The sequence below is a fragment of the Azospirillaceae bacterium genome (assembly GCA_028283825.1).
Taxonomy (GTDB): Bacteria; Pseudomonadota; Alphaproteobacteria; order Azospirillales; family Azospirillaceae; genus Nitrospirillum.
Genome location: JAPWJW010000001.1, coordinates 1,888,872 through 1,904,172, shown reverse-complemented (window position 1 = coordinate 1,904,172; position 15,301 = coordinate 1,888,872). Strand labels below are relative to the sequence as shown.

Genomic DNA, 15,301 nt, shown 5'->3' with positions numbered 1-15,301 from the left:
GATGCAAGATGACGCAATTTACGCCGCCCTGGCGCCCATATTCGAAGAGGTGTTCATGCGGGATGATCTCGTCCTGATGCCTGACCTGTCGGCGAAGGACGTCGCTGGTTGGGATTCCTTTAAGCAGATTGAAATCATCATCGCTGCTGAGGCGGAGTTCGGCTTCAAGTTCCACACCCGTGATCTTGATAGCCTGCGGAATGTGGGTGATCTGGTCCGGGTCATCCGTGAGAAAGGGACCGCCAAGGTCTAGTCCGGACAATTCGGTCGCGGGCAAAATTTTCAAAATCTCATAACGCGCTAAGTTATGAATGAGGGTTTCGGCATGGCTTTTTCCATCAAATTTGGCCGCGAAGGCAACTCCGGCGACCATACTGTCGATGGTTGGTCTTGGCCTGAAGATGGGTTCACTTGGATGACCGGTTCTCATTCAAGGCTTAAATTACCCGATCTTCGCGGCCCACTGAATATCATCATATACGCTGCCCCGTTCCTGCACCGCATCAGGCCGGTTCAGCGACTTCAGGTGTTGATTAATGATATTAAGTTTGGGCAAGTGGAATTCGAAAGCATTGCAGAGGGGGGCAGAGTTATATTTGAAATTCCCGACGGAGTATTGGGGGCGGATGGCAAGGACGAACTTACACTATATCACCCTGACTTCGTGGTGCCCATGGAGATTACCGATAGCGGCGATTGGCGCCCTATTAGTCTTAGTTTGTTTGAGATGATTTTTGAGTCAGTAGAAAAATCGACTAATGTTTCTCAAGGGAAAGCGATATCTACTGCCGCAGATGGCCGTGCGCAGATAGCGGGAAGATTTGAAAGCCTGGGGTATAATTGTGAGTTTGGTCTATTTCAGCGTCGTTGTGGGATAGATCCACTTGGGCTTCTTCGGCTCGCCGGAATAAATCTCGATCAATTGCTTAGAATGATAAGGGCAGATTTTGATGGGGTGGGCGATCCTTCAAAATTAAGCACGCACCTGTCTGACAGTAATGAGTATTTGATTGATCATCTTGATTATGAATTTAATTTTCATACGTTTATAACCGCTCAAGAATCCACGCCGGAGAAGGTTCTCGCTCAACAGGGACGACGTCTGGCCTTTCTCGTTAGGAAGCTTCGGGAGGACATCCAGGATGGGGAAAAGATATTCGTCTTCCATCAGGAGGGCGTCGATTTGGCCCAAGTGGAGGAACTCAATTCATTATTGAAGTCCATTGGGCCGGCAAAGTTGCTATGGGTTGGCTTGGCGGATGAAAATAACCCGAGCGGAAGCGTGTTAAGGTATGAATCCGGCCTGCTTCATGGTCGGATAGGGAAATTCTCCCCCTTGGCCAATATGTCGACAATTGATGCGGACGCTTGGGAAAAGGTATGCGTCAACACGTGGATGCTTGAGTATCCGGACTAATACCAGCGGCACGAGACGCTGACTCGTGCCGCTGTAGGACGCGACCGCGTCCGCCGGAAGTTTCTGGGGAACAAAGTGGACCGGAAACTGAGGAAGCCAAGCGACCGGATGGGCGCGCCCGGCGCTTGAGGGGCGGCATTTGAGCGGTCACGTTCAAATGCCGCGCGTATAAGGGGCCCATCACCCCGGCTGCACCGTCGTTCCCCGGGGAAGTGGCGGAAGGGAATGGGAGTCGAACCCACCCGAGACAGTCTCGCTGCCTCACCCGGATTTGAAGTCCGGACGCCCCACCAGGGGCGATTCCCTTCCGTTACGGCCGCTCGCCAGACAAAAGCACAGGCGGGCCGAACAAGTCCAGACGGTGCGGGTTGATGCGGCGCAGGTCACCCCGGCGCAGCGTGATGCCGTGGCGGTCGAAGAAATCCAGGATCTGAATGGCGACCTTGCGGCCGTTGTCCATGCGGTCGCGGAAGGGGGCGACGACGAAGGTGCCGTCGGGGGCGTTGGCCGCCACGTCCACCGCCAGGGCCAGCATCTCGCGCACGGTGTCGCGCAGGAAGAAATGGTCGTGCGCCACCTCATCCGCCCAGCCCATGCGGCCGGCCAGCTTCAGCAGGCGGCGCGCTTCCGCCTCCGTTCGGCCGGTGGCCTCGGCGATGTCGCGCACGCGCGGCGGGCGGAAGCGGACCTCGCCGCCCAGCAGGGGGGCCAGTTCTTCCCACGATTCCTCATCCACCGGGGCCAGGCGCACGGTGTGGCCGGCCAGGCGGACGAAGGACCCGTCCAGCGCCACCAGCCCCTGGGCCACCGCCCGTTGCAGCGCCGGCATGAAGACGGCGGCCGGCAGGCGGGGCTGTAGTGCCAGGCGCAGTTTCTCCCGCCCCAGGCCCTGAAGGTCCGGGTTCTCAGCGTGATAGGCCGCCAGTTTCTCCGCCAGTTGCGCCAGGAAGGCGGCCCAGCTGTCGGCCGACAGGGCGGTTTGTTCCAGCACCACCAGGCCCAGTTCGGCGGCCAGGGCGTCGGCCGTGCCGGGCGGCAGGGCGCGGTCGCGGACGAAGGCTGAGAGGTCCACCAGGAAGGGCGGGGCGGCCAGCAGGGCGGTCAGCGCCACTTTCGCGTCAGGGATGGCCAGGGCCGCCCGCTGTGCCGCGCGTTCCGGCGTGCGCCGGCGCCGGGCGGGTGGGCGCAGGTCGATGAAACGGCCGCCACCCAGCGTGTGCTGGGCTGATACGTCGCGGATGATGTAGCGGTCGCCGGCCGCCGCCGCGATCGGCCGGTCCAGCACCAGTTGCACCGGCGCCGCCGCCCCCGGGGCCAGGGCGTCGTCGCCCAGCAGGACGATGCGGCCACCGACCTCCGCCGCCGCGTGGTGCAGGCGCACGGGGAACCACTGGCCCAGCGGCTTGGGCGCGCCCTCCCCCTTGGTCTCGCGGGGCAGCAGGCGTAGCGTGGCCTCGATGCGGTCGGTGGGGGCGTGCAGGCCGGGGGCCAGCACCATGTCGCCCCGGTGCAGGGCGTCCTTGGTGATGTCCGGTCCCGCCAGGTTCAGGGCGCAGCGGTCACCGGCGCGGCCCTCCTGCGCCACCTGGTTCTGGGCGTGGAGGGAGCGGACGCGGGCGGTCAGGCCGGACGGGCTGACGGTCACCGTGTCGCCCACCCGCACCACGCCGGACAGTACGGTGCCGGTGACCACCACGCCCACGCCCGTCAGGGTGAAGGCGCGGTCGATGGCCAGGCGGAAGGCGCCATCCCCGCCGCGGTCTTGCCCCTGGGCCATGTCCTTGGCCGCATCCTCCAGGCGCCGGCGCAGGGTGTCCACACCCTGGCCGGTCAAGGCGGAGACGGGCAGGATTTCAGCACCCGCCAGGCTGCTATCGGCCAGGGTGGCGGCGATCTCGGCGGTCAGCGCCTCGATACGGCCGGGCGGGGCGATGTCGGCCTTGGTCAGGGCGATGATGCCCCGGCGGATGCCCAGCAGGTCGATGATGGCCAGATGTTCCCGGGTCTGCGGCATCAGGCCGTCGTCGGCCGCCACCACCAGCAGGGCGTAGTCGATGCCGCCGGCGCCGGCCACCATGGTGTGGACGAAACGCTCATGCCCCGGCACGTCGACGAAACCCAGGGTCGGCCCGCCCTCGGTGGGCAGGTAGGCGAACCCTAGGTCGATGGTGATGCCGCGCGCCTTCTCTTCCTTCAGGCGGTCGCCGTCCACGCCGGTCAGGGCGCGGACCAGGGCGGTCTTGCCGTGGTCGATATGGCCGGCGGTGCCGATGATCATACGGACAGCCCGGCCAGGTTGGCGACGAAGGCGTCCTCATCGCGCAGGCAGCGCAGGTCCAGCACCAGGCGCCCCTCCGTGATGTGGCCGATGACGGGGCGGGGCAGGGCGCGGAAGGCGGCCGCCAGGGCGTTCAGGGCATGGCCGCCGGCCGTGATGGCCAGACCGGCACTGGGCAGCGTGTCCAGCGGCAACGCGCCGGAGCCGATCTGGCTGTCGCAGGCGCACACCTCCACCGCGTAACCGTCGCCCAGCGCCGCCGCCAGGGCCGGGGCCAGGCGGCGGGCCTGCTCGGCGATCTCGGCTTGCGGTCGGGCCAGCAGGAACAGGGTGGGCAGGCGCTGGGCCAGGCGGTCGGGATCGCGGTACAGCTTCAGCGTCGCTTCGATGGCGGCCAGGCGGATCTTGTCCACGCGCAGGGCCCGCTTCATCGGGTTGCGGTTGACGGCGGTAACCAGGTCGCGGCGGCCGACGATGAAGCCCGCCTGCGGCCCGCCCAGCAGCTTGTCGCCGGAGAAGGTCACCAGGTCCGCCCCCTCCGCCACCGCCTCGCGCACCGTCGGTTCCCGCTTCAGGCCATAGCGCGACAGGTCGACCAGGGTGCCGGACCCCAGATCGTTCAGCAGCGGCACGCCGGCGGCCTTGGCCAGGGCCGATAGTTCCGGGGCCGTAACTTCCTTGGTGAAGCCCTGGATCAGGTAGTTGGAGGTGTGGACCTTCAGCACCACGCCGGTGTCCGGCCCCAGTGCCGCCTTGTAATCCTTGGCGTGGGTGCGGTTGGTGGTGCCAACCTCCACCAGGCGGGCGCCGGCCTGGGCCATGATGTCGGGCATGCGGAAGGCGCCGCCGATCTCGATCAGTTCCCCGCGTGAGACGATGGCGTCGCGGCCGCGCGCCAGGGTGTTCAGGGTCAGCAGCACGGCGGCGGCGTTGTTGTTGACCAGGGTGGCGTCCTCCGCCCCCGTCAGTTCGCACAGCAGGGCGCGGACATGGTCGTCACGCTCCCCCCGGCCGCCGTCCTCCAGGTCGAATTCCAGGGCCACCGGATCGGCCATGGCGGCGGCCGCCGCCGCGATGGCCTCTTGCGCCAGCAAGGCCCGGCCCAGGTTGGTGTGCAGCACGGTGCCGGTCAGGTTGAACAGCGGCCGCAGCTTGGACCTGTCGGCCGCCTCCACCCGGGTCAGCGCCAGGGCGGCGACGGCATCCGCGTCGGTGCCGCCGCTGGGCACCTGACTGGCCAGCAGGGCGGCGCGCAGGTCGGCCAGCACGGCGCGCGCGGCATCGGTGGCGGCGGCGCGGCCATGGCGTTCCAGCAGGGCGGCGGCGGCGGGGCTGCCCAGGACGGCGGTGATGGACGGCAAATCGCGCGGGTGCATGGGCGCCGGGGACCTTTCGGCATGGAAACGAACATGCATTTGTGACGGCATTGACCGGCCCGTCAAGCCGCCGTTTCCATCAGACCAAGCGCTTGATAAGGCTGGCTGTAACGGCGCTCACGCCGTGGCGCCACCCTCGGTCATTTCCGCCAGCACGGCCCGGTTGCGCCCCGTGCGCTTGGCCTGGTACAGGCCGTGGTCGGCGGCCAGCAGCAGGGCGGTTTGCAGATCCTGCACCAAGGTGGGCACGGTGGCGTCCTCATCCGGTCCGAAGGTGTGGTTGGCGATGCCCAGGCTGATGGTCACGGTGCTGCAGACGTCGGACTGGGCATGGGGGATTTCCATGTCGGCCACGGCGGCGCGCAGCTTTTCCGCCAGCAGGATGGCGCCGCTGGCGGTGCAGGCCGGTAGCACGACGGCGAACTCCTCCCCGCCGAAGCGGGCCACCAGTTCGCCCGGCCGCTTGACGACCCCGGCCAAGGCGGACGCCACCCGGCGCAGGCAGTCGTCGCCCGCCGGATGACCGTAATGGTCGTTGTAGCGCTTGAAGAAATCGACATCGATCATCAGCAGCGACAGCATGCCGCCGGCGCGGTGGGCCCGGCGCATCTCCGCGTCCAGGGCCTTATCGAAGGCGCGGCGGTTGGCGATGCCAGTCAGGCTGTCCTGCGACACCAGGCGGTTCAGGGCGTCGGTGCGTTGCTTCAGGGTCAGGTGGGTCTTGACCCGCGCCTTGACGATGGCCGGGCTGAAGGGTTTGGAGATGAAGTCCACCGCCCCCAGCTCCAGGGCCCGGGTTTCGAACTCGATATCCGAATGGGCGGTGACGAACAGGATGGGCAGGTCCTGGAACTGCGGGTCGGACTTCAGGGTGGCGCAGACGGCGAAACCGTCCATGCCCGGCATCTCCGCGTCCAGCAGCACCAGGTCCGGCCGTTCGCCGTGCACGCGCTTCAGGGCGGCCGGACCATTGGTGGCGAAGAACACCTCGCCCATTTCGTTCAGGATCGATGACAGGACGCGGACGCTGGCGACGTCATCGTCCACCACCAGGATGCGGAAGGGGGCGGTGCTGGGTGTGGCCAAGGTAAGCTCCCGTGGTCGGCAAGGCGGGGGAAACGGCGGCGGCTCGGGCGCCGGTTTCCTCAAGGATTGATAAGGGGCCGCAGCCGGTCGGCGGCGGCGTCGAAGGCAAGGTCGTCCAGGTCGCGCTGCAACAGCGCCAGCACGTCGGCGCCCAATGCGCCGGCTAGGGCGGGGCGCAGCCGGTCGTACAGATCCAGGGCGTCCATGCGCCCGGCGTCCAGCCCCTGAACCAGGGCCTCCAGATCGGCCCGGTCCAGGTCGCCGGCCGCTTCCGGCACCGCCTCTTCGGCCGACGCCGGCGCCAGGCCGGCGGCCGTATCGACCAGGACTTTCAGGGCCCCGTCTAGGTCGAGGATACGGGCGTCCAGGTCGATGGCCTCCCCGCCCCGCAGGGCGGTTTCGATGATGCGGGCGCTGTCGGCCGCCGCGTTCGCCGCCATGTGGCCGGCGGCCCCGCGCAGGGTGTGCAGGCGGGCGGCGGCCTCGTCCACCCGGCCTTCGCGGATGGCGTCGTGGATCCTCGGGGCGTTGTCCCCGAACTCGCGGGCGAAGCGCCGCAGCAGGTCGGTGAACATGACGCCGTCACCGTTCAGGCGCATGGCCGCCTGGCGCAGGTCGATGCCGGGCAGGGGCCCCTGGATGGTTGCGAAGCCGGGCGCCGCGGCCGTGGCCTGAGCGGGCACCGCGTCCAACTCCGGCAGGGCCAGGCGTTGGCGGATGGTCTGCACCATCTGTTCCAGGTCGAAGGGCTTGGTCAGGAAGTCGGTGATGCCGGCCTCATAGGCGCGCTCCCGCTCCCCGCTCAACACCCCGGCGGTCAGCGCGATGATGGGCAGGGTCGTCAGGCCCAATTCCTGGCGCAGGCGGCGCGTCGCCTCATACCCGTCCATGATGGGCATCTGCATGTCCATCAGCACCAGGTCGAAGGTGCGGGGTTCGCGCGTCAGGCGGTCCAGCGCCTCGCGTCCGTTGCCGGCGATGGCGATGTGTGCGCCTTCGCTTTCCAGGATCAGGCGGCCCACCTCCTGGTTGATGGTGTTGTCCTCCACCATCAGCAGCATCAGGCCGGCCAGCCGCTGCCCGCTGGCCGGCGCGGCGGGCTGGGGGGCGGCATAGGCCGGCTGGCCGGTGGTGTCGGCCAGGTCCAGCGGCACCGTGAACCAGAAGGTGCTGCCCTGGCCGGGCACGCTGTCCACACCGATGTCCCCCCCCATCAGGCGGACCAGGCGCTTGCTGATGGCCAGGCCGAGGCCGGAGCCGCCGAAGCGCCGGGTGGTGGAGGTGTCGGCCTGGGTGAAGGCGTCGAACAGGGTGGGTACGGTTTCCGGCGCGATGCCGATGCCGGTGTCGGCCACGGTGAAGCGCAGCACGGGGCGCTTGTCATCCCCGCCGTCCCGGCGCACGGCCAGGGCCACGTTGCCGCTTTCGGTGAACTTGATGGCGTTGCCCACCAGATTGATCAGCACCTGCTGCAGGCGCAACTGGTCACCGACCAGCGCCGTCGGCGTGCCGGGATCGATCGCCATATAGAGCGGCAGCTTCTTTTCCGCGGCGGTCACGGCGACGATGGAGGAGACGCCGTCGATCAACCGGGGCAGGTCGAAGATCGCCGGCTCCAGATCCAGCTTGCCCGCCTCCACCTTGGAGAAGTCCAGCACGTCGTTGACCAGGGCCAGCAGGCCGCGCCCGGCGGCGGAGATCTTGGCGGCGAACCCCCGCTGGTCCGGTGACAGCTCGGTGCGCTCGATCAAGTGGGCCAAGCCCAGGATGGCGTTCAGGGGCGTGCGGATCTCATGGCTCATATTGGCCAGGAAGTCGGTCTTGGCCCGGCTGACGCCTTCCGCCGCCGTCTGTGCCGCCACCAGTGCCGCCTCGCGCACCCGGATGTCGGTGATGTCCCAGTTGACGCCGATGATGCGCACCGGGCGGCCGTCGGGGCCGTAGTCGGTGATGGAGGCGCCCTTGATGTGGCGGATGCTGCCGTCCAGGGCGAAGATGCGAAATTCGGCGTCCAGGTCGCCGTTGCCAGCCACGACCTCGGCGAATTCCGCGTTGACCCGGATGCGGTCCTCCGGCAGGCAGCGGGCGGCCCAGTGCTCCATGTAATCGGCGGTGCCGTTCGGCAGCTCATAAAGCTGCAGCATCTGCTCGTCCCAGTCGATATGGCCGGTGGCGGCATCATAGACCCAGACGCCGATACCACTGGCTTTGCTGGCCAGGATCAGGCGTGAGGTGGTGGCGCGCAGTTCCTGTTCCGCCCGCTTCATGTCGGTGACGTCGGTGACCAGGACGAACAGGCCCTGGACGTTGCCGTCCATGTCGATGTCCGGGATGAAGTGGGCCCAGATATAGCCCTCGCTGCCATCGGCCTTGGTTTGCATGCGTTCGAAATGCTGCGGCCGGCCAGCCAGCGCCATCTTGAGGTAGGTCTTGGTTTCAGCGAACAGCCGCTCCCCCAGCAGGCTGCGCATGGTGCCGCCGATGATCTCCTCCGGCCGCTTGCCGAACCATTCCACGTAGTGCTTGTTGGCGAAGCGGCAGCGCAGGTTGGTGTCCCAATATCCCACCATGCCGGGGATGTTGTCGGCGATGGCGCGGATGAAACGCTGGCTGGCCATCAGCGCCTGTTCGGCCCGGCGCTGTTCCGTCACGTCGCGGCCCGACCCGCGAAAACCGATGCAGATGCCGCGGCGGTCCAGTACAGGGGCGCCGCTGACCACGATGTGGCGCATGTCGCCGTCATTGCCGATCAGGTCATACCCGAAGTCGCGGAAGGGCATGCCGGCCTTGACCAGGGCCTCATACTCATCCAGGCGGGGGTCTTTGGTGTCGGCCGCAAGGTCGCGCCGCGTCCGGCCGACCATGGCGGCATGGTCCAGGCCGATGCGGGCCACGCCGGCGGACACATCGGTGAAGCGCCCGTCGCGGTCGGCCTCCCAGTACCAGTCGCTGGACAGTTCCGTCAGGGACTTGAAGCGTTCCTCACGCTCGCGCAGTTCGGCGGTGCGGGCGGTCACCTGGATCTCCAGCAGGGCCGTCTGGCGCGCCTTTTCCTCACCCGCGCGGCGTTGCCGCACCAGGTTCTGAAGGTGCAGCTGCAACAGCAGGGACAGCAAGGCGCCGCCGACGGTGACAGCCACGCCCGGAATCCAAGGCGGCGTCAGGTTCAGCGGCCGGGCGAAGGCGGGATAGGCCTGGAAATGGATGGCCCACCAACGGCCGAACAGGAAGACGCGCTCATCCCGCGCCCAGTTCTGGGCGTCACCCGGCACCGATGCCCCATCGCCGGGGTGGCTGCGGAAGAAGGGTTCCGTGTCCGGCGTGTCGGTCACGTCGCGGATGGTGAAGTGCAGGTCGTCCTGGATCAGGTCGGACTTTTCCAGCACATCGCCGACGACCAGCGGCACGAAGGTCCAGCCGATGGCGGCCTGGGTGCGCTGCTCCGGCGTGGCGATGTCGACGCCCGGGCGATAGACGGGAAGCAGCAGCAGGAATCCCTGGGTGCCCAGGCCGGTGGCCTGCAGCAGGGTGAGGGGGGGCGTCAGTTGCACCTCACCCGACCGCATGGCCATGATGGCCGTCGCCCGTCGCGGGTCGTGTGACGCGACATCGGCGCCCAGGGCCGGGCGGTTCCGCTCCTCCGGTTCCAGGAACTGGGTCACGAAGCGTTCGCCGGCGTGCGGGGCGAACTGCTTAAGGGCGAAGGAGGGGCGCCCGTCGCGCTGCATGGTGTCGAGGAAGGCCGGCAGATCGGCCTCGGCCACGCGGCGGATGAAGCCGAAACCCAGGGCGCCGCGGAACTCCTGGTCCAGCGAGCGGGTGCCGATGTAGCGGCGGAAATCGGCCAGGGTCACCTTGTCGACGCCGGCCACCACGATGGCGCCGCGCGCGCCGCGCAGGCCGTACTGGAAGATGGTTAGGCGTTCGCGCAGGACCTTGGTCATCTCCCCCGTGCGGTCGGCCAGGCTGGACTGCACGACGGTGCGATTGCGGTCGGCGGCCAGCAGAGATGCGCTCAGCCCCAAGGCGATGGCCACCGCCAGGATGGCCAGCGGGGCCAACCCGACACCGCCGGATTCCTCAGGCTTTTTGTCTGGATGTCGTGGCGGACGGGCCAGCCGTCGCCACACGTTCCGCCATGCGGGGAGAAGGACGCCATGCGTGCGCCGCTCGGCCTCGGGGGCCTCTTGCCGTAAGGCGCTGTGCATGGTTGTCCGTATCCCCCTGGATGGTGCCCCCACCTTAGCAGACAGTCCCAAATAAATGGTTACCGGGCATCTGTTTTGTGCGGATGTGCCGGTACCCTGACCGGATGGTCCAGGCATGGGGTGGTGACCCGGGCGCACCAGAGCCGGCCCCCTTGGCCCCTAGGCCTGGACGGGCGGGATGGGGAGGATCGGGCACCTGATTCCCGACCCTGCCGGAAAGCCTGTCCCCATGCCGACCAATGCCGATCTTCTCGCGCGCCGCCTGGCGGCCGTTCCCCGGGGCGTCGCCCACGCCACGCCGTTCTATGCCGCCCGGGCGGAGAACGCGGAGATCTGGGACGTGGAAGGCCGGCGCTATGTCGATTTCGCCGGCGGCATCGCCGTGCTGAACACCGGCCACCGGCATCCCAAGGTGATGGCGGCGGCACAGGCGCAGATGGACCGCCTGACCCACAGCGCCTTCCAGGTCATGGCCTATGAGCCCTATGTGGCGTTGGCGGAGCGGCTGAACGCCCTGGCGCCCATCGCCGGGCGGCCCAAGACGGTGCTGTTCAACACCGGGGCGGAGGCGGTGGAGAACGCGGTGAAGATCGCGCGCATCGCCACCGGCCGCAGCGGTGTCATCGCCTTCAGCGGCGCCTTCCACGGCCGCACCCTGATGACCTGCGCCCTGACCGGCAAGGTCCTGCCCTACAAGAAGGGGCTGGGGCCCCTGCCGGCCGACATCTACCATCTGCCGTTCCCGGCCGATGCGCGCGGCGATCACCCGGCCGTCACCGTGGCCGACAGCCTGCGGGCGTTGGAGACCCTGTTCCGCGTGGATATCGAGGCCGAGCGCGTCGCCGCCATCATCATCGAGCCGGTGCAGGGCGAGGGCGGGTTCAACCCCGCCCCGGCGGACCTGCTGCGCGGTCTGCGCCGGGTGTGCGACACCCACGGCATCCTGCTGATCGCCGATGAGGTGCAGACCGGCTTCGCCCGTACAGGCCGCCTGTTCGGGATCGAGCATTCGGGCGTGGCGCCCGATCTGCTGACGGTGGCCAAGTCGCTGGGCGGCGGTTTTCCCATCGCCGGCGTCATCGGCCGGGCCGACATCCTGGACCAGGTGGAGCCGGGCGGCCTGGGCAGCACCTATGGCGGCCACCCCATCGCCTGCGCCGCCGCCCTGGCCGTGCTGGACGTGATCGAGGAGGAGGGGCTGTGCGCCCGCGCCGACCTTATCGGCAATCGCATCAAGGCCCGCCTGGCGGACCTGGCGGCCGGTGGCGACACCCTGCCGCTGGGCGCCATCCGCGGACCCGGCGCCATGGTGGCGTTCGAGATTTTCAAGGATGGCGATGGCCTGGTGCCGGATGCCGACGCCACGCGGCGGGTCACCGCCCGGGCGGCGGACCTGAGCCTGATCCTGCTGTCCTGCGGCACCCACGGCAACGTCATCCGCATCCTGGTGCCCCTGACGGTGCCGGATGCGGTGCTGGAAGAAGGCCTGACCCTGTTGGCCCAGGCGCTGCGGCGCTGACGGTCCGCCCCGCCCCCGGGGATCGGCGCTGGTTTTCCGGGGGCGGGTTCCCTTTTCCTCAGGGCTGCCGATTGTTCGGTGGCTGATAGTCGTGGCAGTGTTAGAGAACGTTCACATTCCAGCAACATCGGTTTGACGACATATGCCCGACGGGAAGCCGCCGCTTGAGCCCCTGATGACCGGCCTTCCCAACCGCAAGGCCCTGCCGCCGTTCGCGGCGTTGCGCGCCTTTGACGCTGTGGCGCGCCTGGGCGGCGTGCGCAAGGCGGCGGAGGTGCTGAGCCTGGACCACGCCGTCATCAGCCGCCATCTGCGCACGCTGGAGGCCTGGACCGGCACCGCGCTGATCGAACGCACGCGCGCCGGTGCGGTGATGACGGAGGAGGGCAGCCGCTATCACAAGCGCATCGCCAAGGCGATGGACGACATCGCCGGCGCCACGCTGGACCTGATGAAGACCAGCGACAACAGCCGCCTGCTGACCTGGTGCATGCCGGGCTTCGCCTTCCATTGGCTGATGGAACGGCTGGGCCAGTTCGAGGCGGCGAACCCCGGCCTGGAAATCGAACTGCGCCCCACCGACGTCTGTCCCGACTTCGCCAAGCATGAGGCGGACGTGGACATCCGCCTGTCCCCCAGCTACGGCCCGCCCCTGATCCTGCCGCCGGGGGTGCAGTCGGTGGAAATCGCACAGCCGCCTACCATACCCCTGGCCAGTCCGGCCTATCTGGCCTCGGCCCCGCCCATCGCCCGCCAGACCGACCTTTTGCGCCACCAGCTGCTGCATGAGGAAAGTTTCGACGTCTGGGGCACCTGGCTGTCGTCGCACGGCGTGATGGAGGCCGGCGACCTGACCGGCCCGCGCCTGTGGCACGCCCACCTGACCCTGGACGCCGCCCGCCGGGGCCGGGGCATCGCCCTGGGCAACCACCTGATCGCCGCCGCCGACATCGCCGCCGGCCGGCTGGTGGAGGTGGGCGTGGGCCTGCCGGGGTTCGAGCACATGCCGCTGGGCACCTATCTGTTCATCGCCCGTGCCGACCGTTGGAAGGCGCCGCCCATCGCCCGCTACCGCCAGTGGCTGCTGGCGGAGGTGGCGAAGGAACTGCCCAAGGCCATGGCGGCGGGGAAAGGGGTTTAGCCCCTACTCCCAAAGGGCTGGTGACCGGACGGCACCGTCCCCGGCGTGGTTGGCATCTCCCCGGCCGGCGGGTGGCTTTGCGAAGGTGATACCGGATGAACCTATCCGGGAAGCCGCATCAATGCCTGACATCGCCCCCCCCACCGCCCCCTTGCCCCTGCGCCGCGCCGACCTGTTCCGGCGGCAGGCCTATGTCGCCGGCCGCTGGGTCGATGCCCCGCGCACGCTGACCGTCACCAACCCCGCCACCGGCGCCGTGCTAGGTACCGTGCCCGACCTGGCTGCGGCCGAGGCGGTCCAGGCGGTGGACGCCGCCGTGGCCGCCCTGCCGGCCTGGCGGGCGCTGGCCGCCAAGGACCGGGGGGCCATCCTGCGCCGCTGGGGCGAGGCGGTGCGCCGGCATGAGGACGATCTGGCGCTGATCCTGACGGCGGAGCAGGGCAAGCCCCTGGCCGAGGCCTTGGGCGAGGTGCGCTCCACCGCCGGTTTCCTGGAATGGTACGCGGAAGAGGCGCGGCGGGTTTACGGCGACATCCTGCCGGCCCACCGGGCGGACAAGCGCATGCTGGTGACCCGCACGCCGGTGGGCGTGGTGGCGGCCATCACGCCGTGGAACTTCCCCTCGTCCATGATCGCGCGCAAGGTGGCGCCGGCCCTGGCCGTGGGCTGCACCCTGGTGCTGAAGCCGTCGGACCTGACGCCCCATTCCGCCCTGGCCCTGGCCGTGCTGGCGGAGGAGGCGGGCGTGCCGCCGGGTGTGTTCAGCATCGTCACCGGCCAGGCCGGCCCCATCGGCGACGTGCTGGTGGAAGACCCGCGCGTGGCCAAGCTCAGCTTCACCGGCTCCACCGCCGTGGGCAAGATGCTGGCCGCCCGCTGCATGGAAACGGTCAAGCGCGTGTCGCTGGAACTGGGCGGCAACGCGCCCTTCATCGTGTTCGACGACGCCGATTTGGATGCGGCGGTCGAGGGCGCCTTGTTCAGCAAGTTCCGCAATGCCGGCCAGACCTGCATCTCCACCAACCGCTTCCTGGTGCAGGACGCCGTCTACGACGCCTTCGCCCAGCGCCTGGCGGCGCGGGCCGGGGCCCTGAAGCTGGGCGACGGCGCCCGGGAGGGGACGGAGATGGGCCCCCTGATCAACGCCGGCGCCATCCAGAAGGTGGCCCGCCATGTGGACGACGCCGTACGCCTGGGCGCCCGCGTCCTGACCGGTGGCGCCACGCCCGACGCGGACGGCCGCTTTTATGAGCCGACCGTGCTGGTGGAGGTACCGGCCGACGCCGCCCTGAACCGGGAGGAGACGTTCGGCCCCCTGGCGGCGCTGCGCCGCTTCACCACCGAGGCGGAGGCGGTGGCCCTGGCCAACGACGGCCGCGCCGGCCTGGCCGCCTATTTCTACACGCGTGACCTGGCGCGGGCGCACCGCCTGGCCGACGCGCTGGACTACGGCATGGTGGGCGTCAACACCGTGCTGCTGACCAGCGAGGCCTCGCCCTTCGGCGGCATGAAGGAATCCGGCCTGGGGCGCGAGGGCGGTTTCCACGGCCTGGACGATTACCTGGACATCAAGGCCGTCTGCATCGACGTGCCGGCCGCGGGCTGAGGGCCATTCCGTCCATGTACATCCCCGAAGCCTATCGCGCGGCGGACCCGGCCGGCCTGGTCCGCCAGTATCCCTTCGCCCTGCTGGTCACCGGTACCGGCGCCGACCTCCAGGCCACGTCCACCCCGCTTTATTTCGAGCACGAGGGGGACAGCGGCACCCTGGTCGGCCACATGGCGCGCAACAATCCCCAGGTGACCAGCCTGGTGGCGGGCATGCCGGCCCTGGCCGTGTTCATGGGGCCGCACGCCTACATCTCGTCGGCCTGGTACCGGGAAAAGCCGGAGGTGCCGACCTGGAACTATGTCGCGGCCCATGTGCGCGGCCGCATCACCCCCATCGACGACGATGCCGGCCAGCTTGCCATCCTGCGCCACACCGCCCGCGCGATGGAGGGCGACCGCCCCGGCGCCTGGGACCTGGAGCAAGCGCCGGCCGGCCGCGTGGCCTTCCTGCTGCCCATGATCCGGTCCTTCCGCCTGACCGTGGACGGCATCGAGGGCGCCACCAAGCTCAGCCAGAAGCACCCGGCGGGCGATCGCCTGAACGTGATGTTGGAATTGCTGCGCTCAGGTGCGGGCACGGCCGCCGATTTGGCGGAGCTGATGGCCCAGGCGTGAAAATGGATGGACCCGGGAAGAAAGCTTCCCGGGTCCGCTAACCATTCGTA

The 15,301-nt window shown here is 68.5% G+C and carries 10 protein-coding genes and 1 tRNA gene; 6 read left to right on the top strand and 5 right to left on the bottom strand.

From position 1 onward, the window contains the following. The first annotated feature begins 1 nt into the window (after nucleotide 1). Entirely contained in the window at nucleotides 2–253 is a 252-nt protein-coding gene (locus PW843_07685) for an acyl carrier protein (GenBank protein ID MDE1146489.1), read from the top strand. Between the two features lie 72 nt (nucleotides 254–325). Beyond that, nucleotides 326–1,417, top strand: coding sequence for a hypothetical protein (locus PW843_07680; GenBank protein ID MDE1146488.1), 1,092 nt, complete (start codon nucleotides 326–328; stop codon nucleotides 1,415–1,417). Nucleotides 1,418–1,630: 213 nt separating this feature from the next. Here PW843_07680 and PW843_07675 read toward each other — a convergent pair. From PW843_07675 to PW843_07655, 5 genes are all read right to left on the bottom strand, one after another. After that, a tRNA-Sec gene (locus tag PW843_07675) sits at nucleotides 1,631–1,726 on the bottom strand. 1 nt (nucleotide 1,727) lies between these two features. Continuing rightward, the gene (selB, locus tag PW843_07670) at nucleotides 1,728–3,695 is read right to left on the bottom strand and encodes a selenocysteine-specific translation elongation factor (protein MDE1146487.1); all 1,968 of its coding nucleotides are present in this window, start codon (nucleotides 3,693–3,695) and stop codon (nucleotides 1,728–1,730) included. Next, nucleotides 3,692–5,071, bottom strand: coding sequence for an L-seryl-tRNA(Sec) selenium transferase (gene selA, locus PW843_07665; GenBank protein ID MDE1146486.1), 1,380 nt, complete (start codon nucleotides 5,069–5,071; stop codon nucleotides 3,692–3,694). The genes selB and selA overlap by 4 nt, the downstream gene beginning before the upstream one ends. Nucleotides 5,072–5,188: 117 nt before the next feature. Then, a complete protein-coding gene (locus tag PW843_07660) occupies nucleotides 5,189–6,157 on the bottom strand; it encodes a diguanylate cyclase (GenBank protein ID MDE1146485.1) in 969 nt (322 codons plus the stop codon). 59 nt (nucleotides 6,158–6,216) lie between these two features. Next, nucleotides 6,217–10,218, bottom strand: coding sequence for a CHASE domain-containing protein (locus PW843_07655; GenBank protein MDE1146484.1), 4,002 nt, complete (start codon nucleotides 10,216–10,218; stop codon nucleotides 6,217–6,219). Nucleotides 10,219–10,594: 376 nt separating this feature from the next. Here PW843_07655 and gabT point away from each other — a divergent pair, with 376 nt between their 5' ends. From gabT to PW843_07635, 4 genes are all read left to right on the top strand, one after another. Further along, nucleotides 10,595–11,884, top strand: coding sequence for a 4-aminobutyrate--2-oxoglutarate transaminase (gabT, locus tag PW843_07650; protein MDE1146483.1), 1,290 nt, complete (start codon nucleotides 10,595–10,597; stop codon nucleotides 11,882–11,884). A 175-nt stretch (nucleotides 11,885–12,059) separates the two neighbouring features. Next, nucleotides 12,060–13,025 (top strand): LysR substrate-binding domain-containing protein, encoded by a 966-nt coding sequence (locus PW843_07645; GenBank protein MDE1146482.1) that lies wholly within the window; start codon nucleotides 12,060–12,062, stop codon nucleotides 13,023–13,025. A gap of 121 nt (nucleotides 13,026–13,146) precedes the next feature. Continuing rightward, on the top strand, nucleotides 13,147–14,631 hold the full coding sequence (locus tag PW843_07640) for an NAD-dependent succinate-semialdehyde dehydrogenase (GenBank protein ID MDE1146481.1): 1,485 nt from the start codon (nucleotides 13,147–13,149) through the stop codon (nucleotides 14,629–14,631). Between the two features lie 14 nt (nucleotides 14,632–14,645). Further along, nucleotides 14,646–15,251 (top strand): FMN-binding negative transcriptional regulator, encoded by a 606-nt coding sequence (locus tag PW843_07635; protein ID MDE1146480.1) that lies wholly within the window; start codon nucleotides 14,646–14,648, stop codon nucleotides 15,249–15,251. The last annotated feature ends 50 nt before the right edge of the window (nucleotides 15,252–15,301 follow it).

What these genes read in the sequence shown, in the direction of transcription:
- PW843_07645 (MDE1146482.1), top strand. Translation starts at nt 12,060, where the DNA reads ATGACCGGCCTTCCCAACCGCAAGGCCCTGCCGCCGTTCGCGGCGTTG.
- gabT (MDE1146483.1), top strand. Translation starts at nt 10,595, where the DNA reads ATGCCGACCAATGCCGATCTTCTCGCGCGCCGCCTGGCGGCCGTTCCC.
- PW843_07640 (MDE1146481.1), top strand. Translation starts at nt 13,147, where the DNA reads ATGCCTGACATCGCCCCCCCCACCGCCCCCTTGCCCCTGCGCCGCGCC.
- selB (MDE1146487.1), bottom strand. Translation starts at nt 3,695, where the DNA reads ATGATCATCGGCACCGCCGGCCATATCGACCACGGCAAGACCGCCCTG.
- PW843_07635 (MDE1146480.1), top strand. Translation starts at nt 14,646, where the DNA reads ATGTACATCCCCGAAGCCTATCGCGCGGCGGACCCGGCCGGCCTGGTC.
- selA (MDE1146486.1), bottom strand. Translation starts at nt 5,071, where the DNA reads ATGCACCCGCGCGATTTGCCGTCCATCACCGCCGTCCTGGGCAGCCCC.
- PW843_07685 (MDE1146489.1), top strand. Translation starts at nt 2, where the DNA reads ATGCAAGATGACGCAATTTACGCCGCCCTGGCGCCCATATTCGAAGAG.
- PW843_07680 (MDE1146488.1), top strand. Translation starts at nt 326, where the DNA reads ATGGCTTTTTCCATCAAATTTGGCCGCGAAGGCAACTCCGGCGACCAT.